This is a genomic window from Micromonospora sp. DT44, from assembly GCF_049841635.1.
Taxonomy (GTDB): Bacteria; Actinomycetota; Actinomycetes; order Mycobacteriales; family Micromonosporaceae; genus Micromonospora.
In genome coordinates this window covers 54,662-74,535 of record NZ_JBNCKS010000012.1, presented here as the reverse complement: position 1 = coordinate 74,535, position 19,874 = coordinate 54,662, and the positions used below count along the sequence as shown (strand labels likewise).

Genomic DNA, 19,874 nt, shown 5'->3' with positions numbered 1-19,874 from the left:
ACCGACGCCGCCCGGCGCCGCGCGGAGAGGCGGTAGCCGTGGGGTCGATCGACGCGCTGATCCGCGACCTGCGCCGCTTCGAGGGGAGCAAGGAGGTCACGAGGGCGCTGCGCAAGCAGATCCGCCAGCCCATCCCCGCCGTCCGCAAGGCGATCCGCCGCCGCGCCACCGACACCCTGCCCAAGCGGGGCGGCCTGAACGTGTGGGCGGCGCAGACGAAGGTGTCCGCCCGGGTGTCCTTGGCCGGACGCGGGGCGGGCGTGAAGCTCAAGGGCTCCCGCAAGTCGAGCAAGGACAAGTCGGACCTGAAGCGCCTTGACGCGGGCAAGGTGCGGGCCCCGTCGTGGGGCCGACGCGGCAAGGGCGCATGGCATGTCCAGTCCGTTGCCCCGGGGTTCTTCACGAGGCCGGCGGCAGAGGTCGACCAGTGGCGCGATGCCTGCCTGGCGGCTGTCGATGACGCGTTGGAGGTGATCCGCCGTGGCTGACCGCGATGTTGAAATCGATGTCAACCTCCGGGACAAGACCGGCCCGGGGGTGAAGTCCACCGAGCAGGGCCTGCGCAAGGTGTCGCGGGAGGCTGACCGGCAGCGCGGCGCGCTGGGGAAGGTCGCCGACCAGTGGGGGCGGGGCCTGTCGAAGATCGGCGGGAAGGCCGCCGCCTGGGCGGGCTCAGGCGCTGCCGCCGGGAAGAAGTTCGTACGCGGCGTCGGCGCGGGTATCAGCAAGCTCGCTGAGCTGGGTGGTGCGATCGGCAGCGGCTTGTCCAAGGCGGTCGACGTCGCAGGCCCATACCTCAAGGTGGCCCTTGTTGCGGTGCTGGGTGCTGCGGCGGTAGCGGCTGCCCCGGCCATCGCTGGCGCGCTCGTCGGCGGCGCTGGCCTGGGCGGGATGGTCGGCGGGATCCTGATCGCGTCGAAGGACGCCCGGGTGTCCGCCGCGTTCACCGCCCTCAAGGAAGAGGCTGGCACCAGCCTCCAGGACGCGGCGAAGCGGTTCATCCCGGCCACCTTGAACGCGGTGAAGATCGCCCGGACAGCGTTCCGGGGGATGCTGCCCGACCTGAAGCAGATCTTCGACGTCAGCTCGACGTGGGTCGCACCCCTGACCCGGTCGCTCGCTGGCGGTGCCCAGTCGGCCCTCGACGGCATCACCCGCGCGGTCAGTAAGGCCGGGCCGATCATCGCCGTCATCGGCAAGGGCATCGAGGGGATCGGTAAGGCCACCGGCGAGGTTTTCGCCGGTCTGGCCGACAACGGCAATTCGATGGCCCTCGCGCTCAAGGGCGTGTTCTGGCTGGTGGAGGGGAGTATCCGGTCGGTCGGGCTGGTCCTCAACGCCCTGGTGGAGGCGTTCGAGTTCTTCGTCAACAAAATCCCCGGCGGGAAGCGGCTGCTCGACTCGATGTCGGACAGCCAGGACCGGGCCAAGGGTGAAAGCCTCGACCTGGCCGGCGGTTTCCGGGCCCTCGCCACGGACTCGAACATGGCTGCTGACGGCATCACCCGGGCCCGTGAGGCCGCCGAGGCGATGACCGAGGGTGCGCTGAGCCTGCGGGAGGCGCAGATCGCCGCCCGCGACGCCGTGAAGCAGTCCACGGAGACCATCAAGGAAAACGGCCGGGCCAAGGGGTTCAACTCAGCGAAGGCGCGGGAGAACGAGTCGGCCCTCAACGCCGCCGCCCGCGCGTTCAACGCCGAGGCGGTCGCCGGTGAGAAGTCGGGCCAGTCGGCGAACGCGGCCAGCAACGCCTACCAGCGCAACCGTGCCGCGATGGTGTCGATGGCGCAGAAGGCCGGCTATTCGAAGGCCGAGGCGGAGAAGCTCGCCGCGCAACTGCTGCGCATCCCCCGCAACGTCAAGACCGACATCAACGTCAACACCGCTGCCGCGACGACCAGGCTCGACACCTTCCAGAAGAAGATCAACGGCCTACGGGGCAAGACCGTCACCGTCCAGGTGAAGACGTCCGGCGACCACTACATCCCCGGCGTCGGCACCCAGTTGAAGAACGCGGCGATCGAGTCATGGGGGCCGGCGGCCGGCGGTGGCACGTCCCGCACCGGCGGACCCACTCCCGTTCGCGTGGACAGCACCGTCAACGTCTCGCTCGATGGCACCCCGTTCTACGCGTACACCGCCCGCGCTGTCAGCGCCTCCGAGAAGCGGACCGCCTGGCGGCAGAAGGTGGGGCGGCGCTGATGGCTGTCCTCATCACTGCCGCCGCGCAGGACTCCTGGCCACCCCGCGTCCTCGTGTCGGTGACCGGCCTGACCGTCGGCGACGGCATCGCCGTGTACCGGGTGGTCGGCGGCATCCGGATGCTGGTCCGGGCGGGTGAGGTCGACGCCGTCACCGACACGTCGTTCCTGCGCACCGATGCCGAGCTGCCGTTCGGGCAGCCGGTGTCGTACCTGGCGGTCGTCAACGACGACGACGAGTACGCCACCAGCCCGGCCACGTACGCCCTGCCCGGCGGGAAGGTCGCCGTCACCGACGCCATCTCCGGCGACTCCGCTGAGGTGGTCATCCTCGCGTGGGATGAGAAGGCGTATCAGCGGCAGTCGACGGTGTTCAAGGTCGGTGGCCGCAACGTCGTCGTGTCCGGCGACCTGGGCATGTTCGAGGGCACCATCGAGCTGTTCACCGACGTGACCAGCGGCGTGGACAACCTGCGCGGGCTGCTCGCGACTGCGACTGAGGGTGTCGTGCAGGTGCGCCAGCCCGGCGGCTACGACGGCGTTGACTCGTACCTGTCGGTGCTCGGGGTGACCGAGCGCCGCTGGTCGCAGGACGGCTCCGACCCCCGCCGGGTCATCTCCCTCGACGTCGCCGAGGTCGAAGGGTGGGCGCCGCTGCTGGAGGCCCGCGGCTCGACCCTCGCCGAGATCGCCGCCGTGTACGACGTGGCCGGCCCGAACCTGATCCCGAACAGCTACTTCGAGACGGACGTGTCGGGGTGGTCCGGCGCGGACGGCGCGATCAGCCGATCGACCGCCCAGTCCCACCAAGGCGCGGCGTCACTGCTGCTCACCCCATCTGGGTCGGGGCCCACCCCGCGGGCCGAGTCGACGCAGGTCACCGTGGCCCCGAACAAGGTGTACCAAGCCACCCCGTGGGTGCGGTGCGCGGTCGCGCGCACCGTCGATGTGGGGATCGCCTGGTACACCGCCGCTGGCGTGTTCATCTCCAACTCGTTCACGCCGGTGGCGCTGGCCGCGAACACGTGGACGCAGGTCACCGCCACCCCCGTAGCACCGGCAACGGCAGGGCGGGCAACGCTGGTGGCGCGGGAGACAAGCACACCGCCGAACACGCACCTGCTGTACGTCGATGAGGCGACGTTGGGGTTGGCGTACGAGTCGCTGACCGCGCTGTCCAACGCCTACCCGACGTTGCTCGACATCGCCCAGGCGGACTGGACATGATCCCGATCAGCAGCGCCGCGGCGTCCGTGCTGACCCGCTCGTACACGTACAGCCTGCGGGTGGAGTCGTGGCTCGGCGGGCAACTGCTCGCCGACGACATCCCCGTCGACTCGGCCCGGGAGGAGTCTGACCGGTCGCTGCGGGTGGCGGAGCGGGTCACTCTCACCGTGCCGCGGCGTGACCGCGGCATGTCGTGGTCGCCCACCACCGACGACCACCCCCTGGCCGCCCGCGGGCAGCGGCTGCGCGTGCAGCTCGGGATCGGTGTGGGCAACGGCGACACGGAGTGGCTGCAACGCGGCTGGTTCGTCATCGAGGAGTCCGAGGCCGACGGCGACGACGTGTCCGTGACCGCGGTGGGCCTGATGTCGCTCGTCGACGAGGCCCGCCTGGTCAGCCCGTACCAGCCGACGGGAACGCTGCTGTCGACGCTGCGCGGACTGGTCGAGCCCGCACTGACCGTCGTGGTGGACCCTGGCCTCACAGACCGGGCGGTGCCGACCGGCGTCAACTACGACGAGGACCGCCTCGACGCGGTGCTGGAGCTGCTCGACGCGTGGGGCGCCGAGGCGTGGGTGACCGAGGACGGCTACCTGTACGTCGCCGACGCGACCCCGTCGACGGTGCCGGCGCTGTCGCTGACGAGCCTGGCCGGCGGCACGATCATCGAGGCGACCGGGTCGAGTAGCCGCAAGGACGCCTGGAATGTGGTCGTGGCCCGGGGGACGGCCGCCGATGGCAGTCAGGTCCAGGGCGTGGCCTACGACTTCACCGGCCCGGCGGCGGTCGGCGGCCCGTTCAACCCGCTGCCCGTGCCCTACTTCTACAGCAGCCCGCTGGTGACGACGGTGGCGCAGGCGACGAAGGCCGCGCAGACCGTCCTCGCCCGCAAGAAGCGCAGCACGTCCAAGGAGTTCAGCGTGGACATGGTGCCCCACCCGGGCATGCAGGCGGGCGACACCATCTCTGTCACCACCGACGAGTACACCGGCCTGCTGTGTTCGGTGGAGGCGTTGACGCTGCCGTACACGGCCGGCGACGGCCGGCAGCAGCTCAAGGTCAGGAGCCTGACGTGAGCGGCATCCTGGCCACGGCGACCGCGGCGAAGTCGGGCAGCACGGTGACGGCCGTGGTGAACGGGGTGGAGACCACCGTTCAGGTGGCCCGGGACCTCACCGTCGCGGCCGGTGACGTGCTGCTCGTCGAGCGCGTCGGTGCGCAGTGGTTCGCGCTGGTCCGCCTGTACAGCGCGGCGCCCACCCCGCCGGACGACAACGTGCGCCCGCCGGACCCGAAACCGGCGGTGGTCACCGGCACGCTCGTCGTGTCGCCGGTGGAGACCCGTTCGTACCGGCCGTCGTACGGGTGGCGCACCGACAACACCGACGTCTACCAGGGCCAGTACGGCGGGTGGGGCAATCACACCGGCGCCGTGTTCTACGGCAGCAAGCCCCGGTCGTTGGCCGGGGCGACCGTCACTGACGCGAAGATCCGCGTCAAGCGGTTGTCCGCCGGGGCGTACTCGGCGCAGTCCACGACGATGCGGCTGATGACGCAGGCCACCCGCCCCGGCGGGGCGCCCACCCTCACCAGTTCCGGCGCCGGACCGACCCTCGCGGTCGGCGCCACGACTAACGCCTACGACGTGCCCACCTCGTGGGCGCAGGCGATGGTCGACGGCACCGCAGGCGGGCTGGCGTTCTTCACCTCCGGGGGCTCCCCGTACGTCCGGTTCGCGGGCCGCGGTTCGTGGTCGCCGGCATTCACCTTGACCATCACGTGGAGGAGAGGCTGATGCCCACGACCTCGCTCGGCTTGACCTACCCGGCGTCCACTGCGCACACCCGGATCTGGGAGCACATCCAGACCCTCGCGCAGAACGTCAACGACTTGTTCGTGGCGAAGACGCCGCTGATGGGCAGCGGGCAGCTCACCACGGCGTACACGATGACGGCGTCGATGGCCGACCTCGTCGGCGCGTCGGTCACCCTGAACGTGCCGCGCGCTGGCGCACCTGCGCTGATCGTCTGGTCGACGGACTTCCAGGTGCAGACCACGGGGTCGGTGACCGCGTACACGCTGGTCAGCATCGACGGCGTGGACCAGCCGCAGAACGCGGTATGGAACCCGGGCGGGGCCGGCGTCGGCGCCCGCGTCACGGTGGGCAACTCGTTCACCACGACCCTGGCCACGTCGGGCAACCACACGTTCAAGCTGCGGGGCGTCGGCACGTCCGCGATCAAGGCGCTGAACATCCACACGCAGATCTCGGTGGTGGTGCTGCCGTGACGCGCCGTATCGCAGCATGGCTCGCGGTCGCTGTCGTCGCGGTCGCTGTCCTGGCCGTCCGCCCGGAGCCGGCCACCGGAGCGGCAGCGGCAACATGCCCCAGCCCGGCACCGGCGGCGAAGACGATCCTCACGGTCGGCGACAGCATCACCGAGGGCGCGACGATGCAGGGTTCGGTCAGCCCGTCGTACCGGGCGGAGCTGGGCCGGCTGCTCGATGCCGCGTGCATCCCGCACACCTTCGCCGTCGGCGCGCTGGGTGGGACGACGTGCGGGTATTGGTCGTCGAGGATGGCCAGCCTGGTCACCACCCACCGTCCGGACGTGATCGTGCTGGCGTGCGGCACGAACAACAACCTGAGCGCGGCGTCGGCCGAGCAGGTCGCCACGTTCGAGGCCACCTACCGGGGGCTGCTCGACACGGCCCTCGACCTGGACCCCGACGTCATCGTGTGGCCGACGTGGGTGCAGTACAGCGCGGGCCGGCCCACCCCGGCGTGTGCGGCGGGCGGCGGACTGCCCGGTCCGGCGTGGCTGCCGGCGTCCGAGGCGAAGGTCAACGACGCGATCTACCGGGCCGTCCGGGTGGTCGACGAGTTCGGCCGGCGGGTGCCCGGCTGGATCGACCTGCAGTCCATCCCCGAGGGCTACCTCGACGAGTGTGGCGTGCATCCGACGCCGGGCGGCTACGACGTCATGGGTCGGCTGATCTTCAACACGATCGCCGCGTCGCTGGTCACCCCGCCGCAGGCGCCGCTGCCGTGCGGGCTGACCGGGCGGCGGCCGGGCGGCCAGGTGCCGAACTGGATCCCCTGCCAGCAGATGGCGGTGAACTGATGGCGTGGGTGGTCGCACCGAACATCAAGGCCCTGTTCGCCTCGGTCAACAAGCTCGCACCCGCGCGGGACAAGACCAGCGACGGCACCATCGGTGACCTGGCGCACTCCACCGGCGTGTCCGGCCACAACCCCGACGACACCGCCGGCGTGAGGGCCGAACGCTCTGACTCCGACACCACCCCCGAGGTCCGCGCCGGTGACATCGACCGTGACCTGCGCATCGACCACATCCCCGGCGACGACATGGAAGCCGTCGTCCAGAAGGTGGTGCGCACCCCGGCGCTGCGCCGCCGCCTGATCTACGTCATCTACAACCGGCGGATCTGGTCGGCCTCGTCGGGCTGGGCGCAGCAGCCCTACAGCGGCTCCAACCCGCACGACCACCACGCCCACTTCTCGGGCGACCCGGCGTACGACAACGACGGCTCGCCGTGGCGCGAGATCGAGGCCCTGGCGCAGGAGGACGACATGACCCCGGAAGAGCACAACTGGCTGGCCACCGTGCACAAGAACCTCACGGTGATGGACGGCCGCAACCCGATCGGGCAGGCGTACACGCGCATCACCGACGGCACGGACGCCGTGCTGGGCGCCGCCCACAAGCAGGCGTTCCCGTCACTGGCGGCGCTGGGGAAGCAGCTCACCGCCGTGCAGACGGCCCTGACCGCGCTGGCCGGGCGCGACTTCACCGACGAGGCCGCGATCGTGCGGGACGTGCTGGCCGGGCTGACCCCGGAGCGCATCGCCGCCGCGATCCCCGAGGCCCTCACTGAGCAGGTCGCCGACGCGCTCGCCAAGCGACTCCAGGGCTGATCCATCACGACGACCGACGGGGAGCAGCATGTCGACGTGGCTCCGCAACCTGGTGATGCTGGTGGGGCTGGGCACGTGGGTGGGTGTGGTCATCGCCTACCTCGCCCAGGGCAAGCTGCCTGACGCGGCGCTGCTCGGCGTTCCCGCTTTCCTGGTGCTCGCCCTGGCCCCGCCCAAGCTGCCCGGCCGGTCCGGCGCTGACCCTGGCACCCCTGTAGAGGAGAGAGCTTCGTGAGCTACGGCCTGCAAGTCATCGTGTCCCTTGGGGTCGCGGCGGGCCTTGGCCTGGCGCTGCGTCCCCTGCTCAACCGGATCGGCGGTGGTGATCGGTGACCCCCGTGGTGCGTGCCTTGAACAGCTCGGCCGCCGACATGGCCGTCAAGGTCGTCGCCGTGGTGGCGTTGACGCTGTCGGTGTACATCGGTGTGCAGCAACGCCAGCTCACTCAGTGCCTCGCCGACTACAACGAGGCCAACAACCGCAGCCAGGCCGCGCGGTATGCGGCGGCGGAGCAGGACCGGCGGGCGCAGGACGTCCTGTTCCGGTCGATCGCCGAGCAGCCCCGCTTGGGCATCGACGCGCTGCGGCAGTACAACGAGAGCCGGGACCAGGCCGACGCCGCCCGGCGGGCGAACCCGCTGCCGGCGCCGCCGTCTCAGCGCTGCGGTTAAAGCGCGTCGGGCTGCCGTACCCGCCACTGGCCGTACTGCTTGCCGTCGGCGTACACCCGAGCCACCTCGGCCCGCGCCCCGGCCTCGCCCTCGAACATCGCCAGCTGCGTCTCCGCCTCGGCGGGCGCGTTCAACCGCACCTCCCACCGCCCCGTGCCGTCCACGTGCTCGAACAGCCTGACCAGGGCGAGCGGCAGGTACGGGTCGTCGCCGTACAACCAGCCCGCCTCGCGGAGCTGCGGAAACCCAGCCATGCCCACACCGTACCCAGGAGGAACATCGTGATCACCGCGAAGATCGTGTGCCAAAGCAAGCAGGAGGCCGGGGAGGGCGATGACCGACAGGTCAACGTTTCCTTCGCCCCCGACTACAACGACGGACGCAACAAGGAGTGGGCGCGCTGGACCCCGGGCCTGTCGCTGACGATGGGCCTCAAGGGTGAGGTGGCCGACCGGTTCGAGGTCGGCCAGGCGTTCACCCTCACCTTCGAGCCGGAGGGCTGACGTGAAGATCTTCGGACGTGAGCCGGCCCTCGTCATCGGCGGTGTCGGTGCACTGCTCACCGTGCTGGCCAGCCTCAACGTGCCCGGCATCGACGCCGGAGCCGCCGCCGCCATCACCGCGTTCGCCGCGGCGTGCATCATCGCGGCCACCACCCGCCCGGTCGCGCCGGCCCTGTTCACCGCGGTCATCGCGGCGGGGGTGGCGCTGGTCGCCGAGTACGGGATGAACGTCCCCGACGGCGTGACCGGCGCTCTCAGCGCGGCGGTGCTGGCCGGGTTCGCCCTGTTCGGCATCCGCCCGCAGGTCACCCCGACGTCGGACCCGATGCCGCTGTCCTGATGTCGCATACATAGCGACAAGCGAAGCGCCCCCTGCCTTCGTGGCGGGGGGCGCGTCGTGCTGTCCGGGGTCAGCCGATGGTCAGCGCCAGCGCACCGAACACCTGCTGCTCGGGATACTGCACCTTGCCCCGATGGGACACCTCCACGCCGTAGAAGTCCTTCCCGGTCGGCACGTCCTTCACGGTGAAGGTGAACTTGCAGCCGTCGGCGGTCGCGGCTCCCGCAGCCGTCTCCAAGATGCCGTTGCCCAGCTTCCCGAGCCCGACGGTCGCGCCAGCCGCGTCGGTGATGGTGACCTGAGCGCCGGGGGTGACGTCGTCGTATCCGCCGGACCCTTGGCATCCGGTGGTGGCGTCCCAGGTGAACCCGTCGGCGTCGGCGAGCATCAGGGTTCCGGCGATGCTGCGGGCGGCCGGCGCGGTGGTGGCCTTGGCGGTGGCGGCCGCGGGCGTCGGCTTGCTGTCGCCGGAGCAGCCGGTGAGGGCGGCGGTGAGCAGCAGTGCGGGGAGGAGGAGGTGGGGGAGGCGGGTCATTCCCGGCACCGTACCGATCGGGGGCAACGGGGCAAGGCCGGCGTCGGGTTCCCGACGGCGAAGCGCCCCCACTCGGCCGAACCGAGTGGGGGCGCTCCTGTGTGCACAGGGAGAGGAAGGAAAGCGCTTTCCGATCGCGCTTCCCGGGGGCCGGTCGCCCGGCCCCCGGGTGGGGTCACCCCCAGGTGATGACGTGGTTGGCCTGGCCGCCGATCGTGACCGCGTAGGTCCGGTCCATGTCGGTGAGCGACCACTGGTCGGGCTTGCCGGCGGTGGCGAACGCCCGGTCGGTGCGGTTGAGGTGCTTCACGCCGGCGGCGATCTGCTCGGGGGTGAGGTCGACCCGCTCGGCGAGGGTGACGATGGACATCCAGGTGCCCTCGCCGTGCTGGGTGGTGTAGGTGTCGTAGGCGGTGCGGATCTCGGTGGCGATGTTCTCGGCGGTCCGGCTCATTTCCGTCTCCCTCTCTCGTTCTCCCTTGTGTCATTAGTCTAGCACCCTCAATGGACGTTCGTCCAGTGCGAGAGGCGAATTCCGAGAACAAATTTCCGGCGTGATCAGGAATGCGCTTTCCTGTGGACGTCCGTCCAGTCCGCGTGTACTCTGATGGCATGGCTGACCCCGTACGCGACCCCGAGATCCCCGACCTGTACTCCCTCCAGCAGGCCACCACCCGGCTCGGCTACGCCAGCAAGCAGTCCCTGCTCAACCGCGTCACCCGGGGCGAGGTCGCCTGCGCCCGGGTCGGCAACTCCTACGTCTTCCGGGCCGCCCTCATCGACCAGCTCGCAGCCACCGAGGTCGCCGCCGACTGACCACCCGGACGCACTGCGGCCCCGCACTCCAGCAGGAGGCGGGGCCGCTTCGTCGTATCGGTCAGAATGCGATCCAGACCGCCACGCCGGCGGCGGCGAGCGTCACCACCACGACCGTGATCCAGCCGGCAGCCTGCCCAGCGAGCCAGAGCGCCTCGGCGATCCAACTCGACGCCCAGGACCACGCCCAGGCGGCCCGCTCCCATCGGCGGGCGGCCTCCCAGGTGACCAGCACGCCGACGATCACCCCGGCGCTGAACGCGATGACCAGGCTCCTGCTCATGATTCACTCTCCGTGATTGGTGGGCGCGCTGTACGGACCGTCCGCACGGATCCCGCCCACTCCAGGTAGATGGGCGTACGGACGCCGTCCGGACAGGAGTGTGTCCGGACGGTCCGTACGCCCTGGCGGTCGCTGATCGTCACGCCGGCTCGGCAACCCTGATCTTGTAGATGCCACGGTCGGTCTTCCGCAGGATCGAGTCCGGCCCCGAGCAGAGCCGGCGCAGTTCCTTGCCCACCCAGCTCGCGGTCAGACCTGTCGCCTCAATGACGTCGCCCAGCTCGGCCGGGCTGAACTCGGTCTTCCCGGACTCGTGCATCCGCAGCAGGTAGTCGCGCGTCCATGCACGCGCCTCGGTCGTGCCCATCGGCGGCTTGCGCAGCTGCCCGAACGCCAGCCGCGGCATGTCGGCGGGGACTGCGATCGGCTGCGCGGGGTCGACGTCATCGGGTGGCTCGGCCAAGTCGAGTGCCGCGTTGAGTTCTCGCTCGTCGTCCAGGTCGTCGCGCTGCTTCACGGGTTGTCCTTCCGGGCGCTGAGTCGGGGCTGGGCGAGGCGGCGCAGTCGGAGCGGTGACAGGCCGGAACGGTGCGATGGCGGCGGCCCGGTCGTCCTCACTGCGGGCGATGAACGCCCGTGCCGGCATCGACCACCGCTCCGGGTCGACGCCAGGGAATTCGGCGTACAGGTAGCCGGGACGGCTGTTCTTCCACTCCCACGGCGCGGCACCCGAGTCGAGGGTGCGCTCCGACAGGGCGGCCTCCGCGTCGGTGTTCCGCTCCACGCCGAGGCACACCTTCGCCGAGATGTTCGCCCGCGCGGAGGTGGGGAACCGGTCGTGCGTCGCGCGCTGCAGCTCAACAAGGAGGAAGATGCCCACCGATCGGGCCGACTCGGTGACGTCGACGAAGGTGCTGCTGTCGGCGACGAGTCGGGCAGCCTCGAAGTTCACCAGCACGAGGTAGGGCAGGCCGCAGCCCTTGACCCACTGCTTGAGCCCGCGCTGCCCGAGGTGCCGTGCCCGCTCGGCGATGAGTCGAGGCAGGTCCTCGACGTAGTCTTCCGCCGACTCGGCGTCGAGGTAAGCCTCGTGTGCGCCCTTGCGCAGCCACTCGGGCAGCTGGTCGCCCTTGCGGGTGTCGGTGACGACCAGCTCGACGTCATTGCGGGTCAGCACATCGGCGCACAGGTTCAGCACCAGTTCGGTCTTGCCCGCGCCGGACATGCCGACCACGGACAGGTGAGCCGAGTTCCGGCCGGCCTTGTGGTCGCCGGGGAGCCACAGGTCGAGCGGCTCGCCGTCCTCGATCACACCGAGCCGGATCGGCGCGTCGGCGATCGACGCGCCGGGTGCCGAGGGGCCCGGCCAGTAGCGGGTCTCACGGAGCTGGTCGACGGGCACCACGGACACCTTGGCCCGTCGCGCCGAATCGGGGTTGGGGATGACCCGGACTGCCGTCGATGGCACGTCGAGCGCCGAGGCGAGCGCGCCCCGATCGGCAGCCAGGTCGCCGGCGGTGGTGCCCGGGTCGAGGATGACCGGGGCGGTGGCTCGGGCTCCGTCGATGTGGGCGCGGCCGACGCGGGCGCCGCGCAGGCTCTTCACGGCCTCGGCGAGGCCACCACCCTGCTCCCCGTCACCGGGCTGACCCGATCGGAGCACCCGAATCACGCCCATGGCGATCGACGCGGTCGGCGCTCCGATCAGCCACAGGTCCAGCCACGGCCGCGACCACGGCGCGGCCAGGGTCGACCCGATGGTCCAGGCGCTGCCAGCCACGCAGGTCGCGGTGGCGACCGCCTGGCGGACGATGCCGCGGGCGGCGGCTGCCCGCCAGGTCAGCGCGGACAGGGCGGTGCCGGCCAGGGTGAGGCCGGCCGCCGCCGCGCCGGCTGCGACTGGGCTGTCGCCCCAGTAGGCATGGGCGCCGGCCGTGGCCGCCCACAGTCCGACCGCGCTGGCCGGGGTGACGAGGTACGGCCAGAGGGGCAGCTTCACCGTGTGCACGGTGGCCACGCCGTCGTAGCCGGCGTTCTTCGGCATCCGGGTGGTGGTCTTCACCATGTGCTCCTGTTCGGGTCAGGCCTTGAAACGGAAGTCCTGGCGGCGCGGCCGGTGCCCGGCGGCCTCCAGCTCGGGGAGGTAGATGGCCTGGAATCGGGTGGAGGCGGTGACCACGTACCGGGACGCGATGACCAGGGCCTCGGACGCCTGCTGGATGGGTCGCGCGACCTGACGGGCGCGGGCCCGGCCAGAGAGCCCGCCGACGGGACTGCGGCTGATGGCGCGCAGGCGAGCGTCCAGCTCCGACGCGCAGATGCCCAACTCCAGGGCGCCAGCGTGAAGGAGCTTGCGGGATCCCTCGCACCACTCCAGCAGTGCGACGTTGTCGGTGAGGGAGTCGGCGCCGGTGAAGAACGACCGGCCGTTCGTTGGCTGCGTCATGATCACTTCTCCTCGGTCAGGGTGGGGTCGTTGCGGTTCTTCCAGCGGTTCGCGGTGGCCTTCGACAGCCCCGCCTCGTCTGCCAGTTCCTGGTCGCTCGGCTCGCGGCCCTCACGCCCGATGAATCGCTCCCACGCGGCGGCGAGCCGGACTGAGTTGGGCTGCTGAGTCGATTCGCCGACCGGCTCGGTGACCGTCCGGCGGGTCGTCCGCCGGGCCGCGCTGGGTCGATTCGGTGAATCGCCGCCAACCGATTCACGGCGCGGTGACGGATCGGCGGATCGAGTCGATTCATCGGGGTCGGTCGGTGCCGATTCACGGGGTGAGTCGATGGCCAGGTGAGTCGATTCACGGACCGGTTCGGCGACAGCCTCGACGAGCGCGTCCAGCGAGCCGCCCGAGTGAACCGGGGCCGGGTCAGGCAGCGGGCCGATTCGGGCCGCGAGGTGAGCCGGCATCACGATGCCGCCCATCTCCACCATCGACTCAGTGCGCGGGCGGGTCAGGGCTCGCTGTGCGCGGGCGGCGTGAATCTTGGAGCGAAGGGCGGCGCGGCGGGCCTCGGCGCTGGTCTGGTCGAGCTGCTGGCGGGTCCAGCCGTCCACCTCGCCGCCCTCGATCCCGGCGAAGAGCTGCTGGCGGATGCCGAGAGTCAGCCGGATCTGCTGCTGCGCGGCGGCCATGGTCGCCTGGTCGACGGTCTTGGCGAGGTCGTCGAGTCGCTGGCCCGCTTTCGCCGCGTGCTTCGCGGTGGCGTCGTCGAGCTCCCCGGCGGCGCGGGCCTTGTCGGCGTGCCAGACGATCACGGCCGCGTCGACGATGCGGCGGACGGCCCGCTGCCGGAACACCTCGGCCAGGTCGTCGACGGTGCCCGGCTTGAGCAGGCCGAGGCGGACCCCGATGCGCTGCGGCGTCCAGATCCAGCGGGACGGCTGCCGCTCGGCGGGCTCCTTGTCTGCGTAGAGGCTCATGTACCAGATGCCAGCGGCCAGCGGCGGCGTGGCCAGGCGCAGCACCACCTCGGTGACCGAGTCGGAAGCGGTTGACGCGACCAGCCCGGACGCACCGGCGACGAGCCACACGAAGCGCATGTGCCGGCTGATGTCCGGCGCCGGCCCGTCGGTGTGAGCTGCGAGTTTGTGGGCAGCGAGGCTGCCCTGATGGAGCATGACCACCTCGAAGGTGGCGCAGAACATCAGGCTGCCCGCAACGTTCAGGTCGAGGGGACCGTGGGCCACCTCGAACATGCCCTCCATCGCGAACAGGGTGGCGAGGGTGACCGCGACTCGGCCGAGCTTCTCGTGCACCTCGCCGGTGCGCAGGAATCGCCACACCAGGACCAGGGCGAGTAGCGCGGCTGTCGCGCCGGCGCCGAAGAGCACGGGCTGGCCGTGGCGTTGGGCGAGGTCGACCAGCGTGGTGGCCGCCTCGCGGACGTCGTCGATCGTCATGCCACACATCATGACGCCATAGTCGCCACTGTCGCAAGTGTCGCCACACGACTAGCCTGTCGGCATGGTTACCGTGACCGTGATCGACGTGCGATCATCCGTGGGCAGACTTCGGCCAAGCGGGGAGCGTGCGTTGAGCAGCGATTGGATGAGCGTGCGGGAGACGGCCGACGCCCTGGAGGTGTCCGACCGCACTGTGCAACGTTCCCTCGCCGACGACGAGCAGCGCGCCGAAGAGTGGGGCGACGAAGGAGATGGCTGGCGGTACAAGCCGCTCTCCCGACGCGGGATCTACCAGCTACGCCGCTCCCTCGTCATGAAGAAGGCCGGCAAACCCGAGCAGTAGCCCCGACACACAGCGCCCCCGCCACCTACCTGGTGAGCGGGGGCTTTTGCTGTTCAGCTCGTCGTGCTGAGACTGCGATCAGTCCTTGCGGGCGTGTGGTCGGGCGTCAGGGTGTGGCGGTGGTGCCTGACGCCGGTGATCCGCCATGTGCTCTCTCAGCGCCGCCTGCCACGCCGCCTGGCCCGCCTCGTCGGCCGGACCACCGGACCACCGGTGCGACCAATCCGAGTGGTGCATGCCCTCATCGCCTGGGTTGAGACTGCTCACCGCACCCAGCCGACGAACCGCACCCACGTCTCGCCCGACGTCGTCACGGGCAGCTCGTTGACGGCGGCGGCGTACACCGCGCCGAGGTACATGGCCAGGCCAACCCGGTCCCGGCCGTACGACTCGGCGAGGCGGACCTGCGCCGGGGCGCACGGCCAATCCTGCTCACAGGCGTCGCAGTCCCACTGAGGTCGGCGTGGCGTGTGCTGGCCGTCAAGCCGCCGGTCGAGGGTGGCGACCGCCTGCTGGCCTCGGGCGTGCTCGGCCTCCTGGGCCGCCCGGACGGTGGTGTAGGTCTCGGCCATCACCGCATGTCTCCGCAGGTGCGGGTGACCTGGCCAGGGGTCATCAACGGGGCGACGGTGGTGATCAGAGTTGGGCCACGCCTCGCCGGCGGGGTGGCTTCCCCGGTGGCGCGCTGAGTGCCGGGCGCGGCCGGGCTGGTCTGGTCGAGTTGCACGGGTTGCCGGCGGCGTCGGAACGGGTTCCTCATCGCGGTGCCCTCTCGCCTCAGGGACTGAGGCGGACGGCCCTCTCGGCACGTCCGCCCCCGCCCTTCCTGGGGTGGTAGCGGCGGCGGTGGTCGCACACATCGCGTCGGGTTCGGATGTTCACCGCCGCCGCTACCCGGACCCGGTGCTCGCGGACGGAACGGGGGACCGTCGCTCACGCCGTGCCCGGCTGGCTGCCGGAATGATTCGTCCCGGCATTCGTCACCCTGGCATCGTTCGCCCAAGGTCACAAGGGCAACACGGGCAGCAACATAGAAGGGGACCGACACCCTCCGGTGCCGGTCCCCTCGTCGAGCAGGTGTCAGATGTGGTCGAACGCGCCCGTCTTCGCGCCGCCCAGGAAGGCCGTCCACGACTTCCGCGGGACCACCTGGATCGGCGCGTCGGTGCCGGCCTCGCTCTCGACCAGGGCGACATCACCCGATCCGTCGTTCGCGGTGGAGACGAACAGGCACCCCTCGTTGCCTCCGGACTCGGGGCTCTTCATCCAGGTGGTGAAGCGCGGGTTCGTGCGGTTGGTGTACTGCTGCGGGTCGGACATGGTCATGCCTCTCGGGTCGTGGCGGCCAGTTCGCCGGCCGCCTGGCGGATGTACGCCGCACTGTCCGCGTCAGACAGTGCGGCCTCACGCAGCCGGTGATGCAGCTGCGCGTACCCCGACACCTCCGCCGAGTCGGTGACCAGCAACGCGCGGGTCACGTTGTCGACCACCACGATCGGCGGATCGTCCATGTCGGGGTAGGTCACGTGGGCGTATGGCGCCCTCGGGGCGTACCCGGCGGCGAGCTGCGCGTCGACCAGCGCGACCCGCACACTCACCCGCTCGTCGTCCATCAGCGCCAGGAGGTGGCGCAGCTGCTCCAGCATCACCGCGGGCGGCACCGGCCGACGGCGGATCGCCTGCTCTTCGAGCACCAGCTGGTAGTCGGCGACGCCCCCGATGGTCTGGCGCTGCCGCTCCTGACGACCCCGCACGATCGGATCCGGGTCAGCGACTGGGCCGTCGCCGGTCACGGCCAGGACGCGGTGCCGGGCGTACTCGGCGGTCTGGACGATGCCGGGCAGCAGCATCCCCGCGTACTCCCGGATGGTGCTGGCGCCGGCCTCAACGAGCGCGTAGGTGCGCTGCCCGTCGCCCATCCGGACGAACCCCGACGACTCCCACCATCGGCTGCTCGCGGCCTCCTCGGCGTAGCTCTCGATGAGGGTCCACTCTCGGCTGCCGCGTTCGACGTCGAGGGCGTCGAGGAGTCGGCGTACGGACAGCAGGCCGGGCTTGCGGTGTACGTCGCCGAACGGGTTCTCTGTCCGGCTGATGACCGAGGCCGAGACGCCACTCTTGCGGCTCAGTTCGGCGTGGCTGTGACCGCGCTGCTCGCGCAGTGAGAGAAGCGCGAGCCCGAGTCGGCGCTGCCTGGCCAGCGGGTTGGGGGTCAACCTGCCCTCCTTGCCGGTACGAATGATGCCGGTCGGCACGGCATCGAGCGTACTCATTCGGCCCCCGTCGGCGTAGTGACCGGCATCGGTGCGTCCCGATACTCTGGGATGTGCCGCCCCTTCTGCGGGTCGGGCGTGGCAGCACCACCCGGAGGGCTCGGCCGCGTCAGCCGGGCCCTCCGGCGTGAGGTGGGGGGCCGGGGACCCGAGGATCCCCGGGTCCCTTGTGGATGACGACTCCGTACCGTGCCCGTGTGATCGACTTTGCGTCGGAGCGGGCTGTCTACCAGCAGCTCGCTGACCTGCTGCGCGCGTCGATCACGTCCGGGGCGATCCGCCCAGGCCAGCTGCTGCCGTCGAGCAAGCGCCTGGAGCAGGAGCACGGGGTGAGTCGGGAGACCATCCGTCGCGCCCTGGCGGTGCTCCGCGCAGAGGGGCTGGTGGTCACCGAGCCGAGCTACGGTACGCGGGTGCGGGTAGCGGAGCAGCGCAGGCAGGTGTCCGTGGCCCGAGGCTCGACCGTGATCAGCCGGCCAGCGACGGCCGCCGAGCGGACTCAGCTCGGGCTGGCGGTCGGCGAGCACGTTCAGGTGATCTCTTTGGGCGGCCGGGTGGTTGGTGTCCATCCGGCGAGCGGCGTAGAGCTGACGACCCGCTGACTTGATCGCCGATCTTGGGAATCCGTCCAGTGCGAATCATGCCCCGGTGACTGATCTGCCCCACGTGGGTGACAGGCTGCAATTTGCATATCGCGCAAGTCACCGCCCGATCTGGACTCTTTTGTACACGGTGACTGTCGTAACCGCGACGTGAATCGATCTCACCAGTAGTGCGGTCGCAGGCCGTTTGCGTCACTATGGCTGCCTTGCCTGCTAGTCCCGCCAACGGGATCAGCAGTAGCCACCGGGGGGAGGCACAGCTTGCGCGCACCAGTCATAGCCCGCGCCGCCATCCTCTGCGGCCTTGCCGGAGCTGCCTGGTGCGCGTTCGCCGCCCTCGGTCCCAACGCCGCTCGCGCCGACGACCGGCCCGCCACGGTCGCCGAGCAGCCGGGGGGTCTGCTCGGCACCGTCCGCGACGTCGTCGACCAGGTCCTGCCAAAGCCCACCGCAGAGCCGAAGCCCGCAGACGACGAGCCCGCGGACGAACCCAAGCCACCGGCCGACCGCCCGGACGACAGCGGCGACGAACCGGCCAAGGACACAACCCCGGCCGACGAGACCACCCCCGCACCCCACGACGACCCGCCAGCCGGTACGCCGGTGATCGAGCTGCCGTCGATTGAGCTGCCGATCGACCTGCCCGTGGTCCCGCCGATCACCGTGATCACACCGCCGATCGTCATCGAGGTGCCTGCTCCCCGCCCAGCCGCGCCACCGGCCACGGACCCGGCACCCACCACGCCGACGCCAATCGTCATCACCCTCCCGATCGTCGGCCCCGTCGCGCAGCCGGCCGCTGACACCGAGGTGGACACGGCGCCCACGCCCGACTCGACGGCAACCGAACCGGCCGTGCACGTGTCGACGCTCACCGACCTGCCTGTCCCTATCGGTCCGGTCCTCGGCCGCACGCTCGACGACGGCATCCGCCCGCCCGAGCCGGCCGCAGAGCCGACGGTGAAGGTCAGCGAGTGCAGCCAGCACGAGCAGACCCTGGAAGAGGTTCGGCGGGCCCTGATCGCCATGGCTGCCGAACACGAACGCCGCGGCGACATGCGCGCAGCCGGCCAGGTGACTCGACCCTGCCCCGGCGCGCCGCTTGGCCCTGATGCCGATGTGACGAGCATGGCTGCCGTTCACTGCCCGGGTGCGTCCAGCTCGGAGCCCTCCCTCGGCGACACCCCCGGCGCGCTGATCTGGCCGGCCCTGGGCCGACTGGCCGCGCTGCGGGCCCGGTCCGCCATCCCCGCAGGCTGGTCGACGCACCTGGATCCACGCCCCGCGTGATTTGACCCACCCGCCACCGTCAAGGCGGGTCTCGGTTGCCGGCCACCCGCGGCCGGCTGGAGGCGTCCCCGACCTCCGCCCTCCCCACAGCACATCGGCAACGAGGAGCTGACCCCATGCACCACCACCGCAACCGCACCATGCTGATCGCCGGCTGCGTCACCGGCACCGCCGCCCTGGTCCTGCTCGCCCTCCTGGCGATGTACGCCTACGACACCGAACACCCGCCGGTAACGGCTCGGTACGTGCTCCTGGTGGCGGTGGATCTGCTGCTCGGCGCGACCACCCTCCGACTGCTCGCCAGCGCGCTCGAGCGCGGCCACGTCGAGGGTGTCCGGGAGACGGTCAATCGGCTTGCCGCGGCTCTACCGAAGGGGCAGACCGGGCAGCGGCAGTAGCTCCACCTGTCCCCAGGGTGTCCCCATACGCAGAGAAACGCCCCACCGGAGTTAACCTCGGTGGGGCGTTTCCCCTGGATAGCCCGGCGAAAGGCTATGTGGCCAGGGGCGGGGTCGAACCGCCGACCTTCCGATTTTCAGTCGGACGCTCGTACCAACTGAGCTACCTGGCCGTGTTGCTCGGCTCATGCTACCCGTCAGCAGATTGAGCTGCTGACAGGATCACACGCTCCGATACGCAGAACGCCGCGCGAGGCGCGGCGTCAGCGCTGCGGTCCTGACGGGACTTGAACCCGCGACCTCCGCCTTGACAGGGCGGCGAGCACTCCAACTGCTCCACAGGACCTAGCTTGTGTTGCTCCGGCTTGCGCCGGTCGTGCCCCCAACGGGATTCGAACCCGTGCTACCGCCTTGAAAGGGCGGCGTCCTGGGCCGCTAGACGATGAGGGCGGCCCCGCCATCATTGCACATTCGCAACTTCAAGCGGACTTGCTCCCATCCGGCCCCGCCGGAGGCTTGGAAAGCATACGTGATGCCTGGCCGGTCGACAAA

Annotated in this window: 28 protein-coding genes and 3 tRNA genes; 17 read left to right on the top strand and 14 right to left on the bottom strand. The window is 70.7% G+C overall.

Annotation, left to right across the window (positions count from 1 at the left end; all coding sequences use genetic code 11):
* Positions 1-38: 38 nt before the first annotated feature.
* The 10 genes from ACLQ25_RS09495 to ACLQ25_RS09450 all read left to right on the top strand — a co-directional run bounded on the left by ACLQ25_RS09495 (position 39) and on the right by ACLQ25_RS09450 (position 8,039).
* Complete coding sequence (locus ACLQ25_RS09495; protein WP_425730528.1) at positions 39-488, top strand: hypothetical protein; 450 nt, start codon at positions 39-41, stop codon at positions 486-488.
* Positions 481-2,202 carry a hypothetical protein gene (locus ACLQ25_RS09490; RefSeq protein ID WP_425730527.1) on the top strand — a complete coding sequence of 574 codons (1,722 nt, stop codon included), beginning with the start codon at positions 481-483 and terminating at the stop codon, positions 2,200-2,202. Before ACLQ25_RS09495 ends, ACLQ25_RS09490 begins: the two co-directional genes overlap by 8 nt.
* Positions 2,202-3,428: a carbohydrate binding domain-containing protein gene (locus tag ACLQ25_RS09485; RefSeq protein WP_425730526.1), complete on the top strand. Its 1,227-nt coding sequence runs from the start codon at positions 2,202-2,204 to the stop codon at positions 3,426-3,428. The genes ACLQ25_RS09490 and ACLQ25_RS09485 overlap by 1 nt, the downstream gene beginning before the upstream one ends.
* Entirely contained in the window at positions 3,425-4,504 is a 1,080-nt protein-coding gene (locus ACLQ25_RS09480) for a DUF5047 domain-containing protein (protein WP_425730525.1), read from the top strand. Before ACLQ25_RS09485 ends, ACLQ25_RS09480 begins: the two co-directional genes overlap by 4 nt.
* Positions 4,501-5,223: a hypothetical protein gene (locus ACLQ25_RS09475; RefSeq protein ID WP_425730524.1), complete on the top strand. Its 723-nt coding sequence runs from the start codon at positions 4,501-4,503 to the stop codon at positions 5,221-5,223. The genes ACLQ25_RS09480 and ACLQ25_RS09475 overlap by 4 nt, the downstream gene beginning before the upstream one ends.
* The gene (locus ACLQ25_RS09470) at positions 5,223-5,717 is read left to right on the top strand and encodes a hypothetical protein (protein WP_425730523.1); all 495 of its coding nucleotides are present in this window, start codon (positions 5,223-5,225) and stop codon (positions 5,715-5,717) included. Before ACLQ25_RS09475 ends, ACLQ25_RS09470 begins: the two co-directional genes overlap by 1 nt.
* Positions 5,714-6,553 (top strand): SGNH/GDSL hydrolase family protein, encoded by an 840-nt coding sequence (locus ACLQ25_RS09465; RefSeq protein WP_425730522.1) that lies wholly within the window; start codon positions 5,714-5,716, stop codon positions 6,551-6,553. The genes ACLQ25_RS09470 and ACLQ25_RS09465 overlap by 4 nt, the downstream gene beginning before the upstream one ends.
* A complete protein-coding gene (locus ACLQ25_RS09460) occupies positions 6,553-7,368 on the top strand; it encodes a hypothetical protein (protein ID WP_425730521.1) in 816 nt (271 codons plus the stop codon). The genes ACLQ25_RS09465 and ACLQ25_RS09460 overlap by 1 nt, the downstream gene beginning before the upstream one ends.
* Positions 7,369-7,396: 28 nt before the next feature.
* Complete coding sequence (locus ACLQ25_RS09455; RefSeq protein WP_425730520.1) at positions 7,397-7,603, top strand: hypothetical protein; 207 nt, start codon at positions 7,397-7,399, stop codon at positions 7,601-7,603.
* 103 nt (positions 7,604-7,706) lie between these two features.
* Complete coding sequence (locus ACLQ25_RS09450) at positions 7,707-8,039, top strand: hypothetical protein (protein WP_425730519.1); 333 nt, start codon at positions 7,707-7,709, stop codon at positions 8,037-8,039.
* On the opposite strand, the gene ACLQ25_RS09445 is transcribed toward ACLQ25_RS09450, so the two are convergent.
* Positions 8,036-8,293, bottom strand: a complete 258-nt coding sequence (locus ACLQ25_RS09445; protein ID WP_425730518.1) for a hypothetical protein — start codon at positions 8,291-8,293, stop codon at positions 8,036-8,038. The genes ACLQ25_RS09450 and ACLQ25_RS09445 overlap by 4 nt on opposite strands.
* 27 nt (positions 8,294-8,320) lie before the next feature.
* Here ACLQ25_RS09445 and ACLQ25_RS09440 point away from each other — a divergent pair, with 27 nt between their 5' ends.
* Positions 8,321-8,542 carry a hypothetical protein gene (locus ACLQ25_RS09440; protein WP_425730517.1) on the top strand — a complete coding sequence of 74 codons (222 nt, stop codon included), beginning with the start codon at positions 8,321-8,323 and terminating at the stop codon, positions 8,540-8,542.
* Position 8,543: 1 nt separating this feature from the next.
* On the top strand, positions 8,544-8,882 hold the full coding sequence (locus ACLQ25_RS09435; RefSeq protein WP_425730516.1) for a hypothetical protein: 339 nt from the start codon (positions 8,544-8,546) through the stop codon (positions 8,880-8,882).
* 70 nt (positions 8,883-8,952) lie between these two features.
* Here ACLQ25_RS09435 and ACLQ25_RS09430 read toward each other — a convergent pair whose 3' ends face one another.
* Both ACLQ25_RS09430 and ACLQ25_RS09425 read right to left on the bottom strand, forming a co-directional pair.
* Positions 8,953-9,417 (bottom strand): hypothetical protein, encoded by a 465-nt coding sequence (locus ACLQ25_RS09430; RefSeq protein ID WP_425730515.1) that lies wholly within the window; start codon positions 9,415-9,417, stop codon positions 8,953-8,955.
* 175 nt (positions 9,418-9,592) lie between these two features.
* Positions 9,593-9,871 carry a hypothetical protein gene (locus ACLQ25_RS09425; RefSeq protein ID WP_425730514.1) on the bottom strand — a complete coding sequence of 93 codons (279 nt, stop codon included), beginning with the start codon at positions 9,869-9,871 and terminating at the stop codon, positions 9,593-9,595.
* Between the two features lie 158 nt (positions 9,872-10,029).
* Between ACLQ25_RS09425 and ACLQ25_RS09420 the strand changes: the two genes are divergently transcribed.
* A complete protein-coding gene (locus ACLQ25_RS09420; protein WP_425730513.1) occupies positions 10,030-10,233 on the top strand; it encodes a hypothetical protein in 204 nt (67 codons plus the stop codon).
* Positions 10,234-10,294: 61 nt separating this feature from the next.
* Here ACLQ25_RS09420 and ACLQ25_RS09415 read toward each other — a convergent pair whose 3' ends face one another.
* The 4 genes from ACLQ25_RS09415 to ACLQ25_RS09400 all read right to left on the bottom strand — a co-directional run bounded on the left by ACLQ25_RS09415 (position 10,295) and on the right by ACLQ25_RS09400 (position 14,413).
* Entirely contained in the window at positions 10,295-10,516 is a 222-nt protein-coding gene (locus ACLQ25_RS09415; protein ID WP_425730512.1) for a hypothetical protein, read from the bottom strand.
* A 139-nt stretch (positions 10,517-10,655) separates the two neighbouring features.
* Positions 10,656-12,578, bottom strand: a complete 1,923-nt coding sequence (locus tag ACLQ25_RS09410; protein WP_425730511.1) for a conjugal transfer protein TraB — start codon at positions 12,576-12,578, stop codon at positions 10,656-10,658.
* An 18-nt stretch (positions 12,579-12,596) separates the two neighbouring features.
* Positions 12,597-12,962, bottom strand: a complete 366-nt coding sequence (locus ACLQ25_RS09405) for a hypothetical protein (protein WP_425730510.1) — start codon at positions 12,960-12,962, stop codon at positions 12,597-12,599.
* A gap of 2 nt (positions 12,963-12,964) precedes the next feature.
* Complete coding sequence (locus ACLQ25_RS09400) at positions 12,965-14,413, bottom strand: hypothetical protein (protein ID WP_425730509.1); 1,449 nt, start codon at positions 14,411-14,413, stop codon at positions 12,965-12,967.
* 133 nt (positions 14,414-14,546) lie between these two features.
* Here ACLQ25_RS09400 and ACLQ25_RS09395 point away from each other — a divergent pair, with 133 nt between their 5' ends.
* A complete protein-coding gene (locus ACLQ25_RS09395; protein ID WP_425730508.1) occupies positions 14,547-14,759 on the top strand; it encodes a hypothetical protein in 213 nt (70 codons plus the stop codon).
* Between the two features lie 263 nt (positions 14,760-15,022).
* Here the strand turns inward: ACLQ25_RS09395 and ACLQ25_RS09390 are convergent, their stop codons facing one another.
* From ACLQ25_RS09390 to ACLQ25_RS09375, 4 genes are all read right to left on the bottom strand, one after another.
* Positions 15,023-15,331, bottom strand: a complete 309-nt coding sequence (locus ACLQ25_RS09390; RefSeq protein ID WP_425730507.1) for a flavin reductase — start codon at positions 15,329-15,331, stop codon at positions 15,023-15,025.
* Positions 15,331-15,519, bottom strand: coding sequence for a hypothetical protein (locus ACLQ25_RS09385; RefSeq protein ID WP_425730506.1), 189 nt, complete (start codon positions 15,517-15,519; stop codon positions 15,331-15,333). The genes ACLQ25_RS09390 and ACLQ25_RS09385 overlap by 1 nt, the downstream gene beginning before the upstream one ends.
* A gap of 320 nt (positions 15,520-15,839) precedes the next feature.
* Positions 15,840-16,085: a DUF397 domain-containing protein gene (locus ACLQ25_RS09380; RefSeq protein ID WP_425730505.1), complete on the bottom strand. Its 246-nt coding sequence runs from the start codon at positions 16,083-16,085 to the stop codon at positions 15,840-15,842.
* Complete coding sequence (locus ACLQ25_RS09375; protein ID WP_425730504.1) at positions 16,082-17,032, bottom strand: helix-turn-helix domain-containing protein; 951 nt, start codon at positions 17,030-17,032, stop codon at positions 16,082-16,084. The genes ACLQ25_RS09380 and ACLQ25_RS09375 overlap by 4 nt, the downstream gene beginning before the upstream one ends.
* Positions 17,033-17,229: 197 nt before the next feature.
* Between ACLQ25_RS09375 and ACLQ25_RS09370 the strand changes: the two genes are divergently transcribed.
* The 3 genes from ACLQ25_RS09370 (at position 17,230) to ACLQ25_RS09360 (ending at position 19,322) form a co-directional block, all read left to right on the top strand.
* Positions 17,230-17,634 carry a GntR family transcriptional regulator gene (locus tag ACLQ25_RS09370; RefSeq protein ID WP_425730503.1) on the top strand — a complete coding sequence of 135 codons (405 nt, stop codon included), beginning with the start codon at positions 17,230-17,232 and terminating at the stop codon, positions 17,632-17,634.
* A 261-nt stretch (positions 17,635-17,895) separates the two neighbouring features.
* Positions 17,896-18,924: a hypothetical protein gene (locus ACLQ25_RS09365; RefSeq protein ID WP_425730502.1), complete on the top strand. Its 1,029-nt coding sequence runs from the start codon at positions 17,896-17,898 to the stop codon at positions 18,922-18,924.
* A 116-nt stretch (positions 18,925-19,040) separates the two neighbouring features.
* Positions 19,041-19,322, top strand: a complete 282-nt coding sequence (locus ACLQ25_RS09360; RefSeq protein WP_425730501.1) for a hypothetical protein — start codon at positions 19,041-19,043, stop codon at positions 19,320-19,322.
* 99 nt (positions 19,323-19,421) lie between these two features.
* Here ACLQ25_RS09360 and ACLQ25_RS09355 read toward each other — a convergent pair.
* The 3 genes from ACLQ25_RS09355 to ACLQ25_RS09345 all read right to left on the bottom strand — a co-directional run bounded on the left by ACLQ25_RS09355 (position 19,422) and on the right by ACLQ25_RS09345 (position 19,772).
* Positions 19,422-19,495: transfer RNA gene (locus tag ACLQ25_RS09355), tRNA-Phe, on the bottom strand.
* Between the two features lie 99 nt (positions 19,496-19,594).
* A tRNA-Asp gene (locus ACLQ25_RS09350) sits at positions 19,595-19,668 on the bottom strand.
* Positions 19,669-19,699: 31 nt separating this feature from the next.
* Positions 19,700-19,772 (bottom strand) — tRNA-Glu (locus ACLQ25_RS09345).
* Positions 19,773-19,874 lie beyond the last annotated feature (102 nt).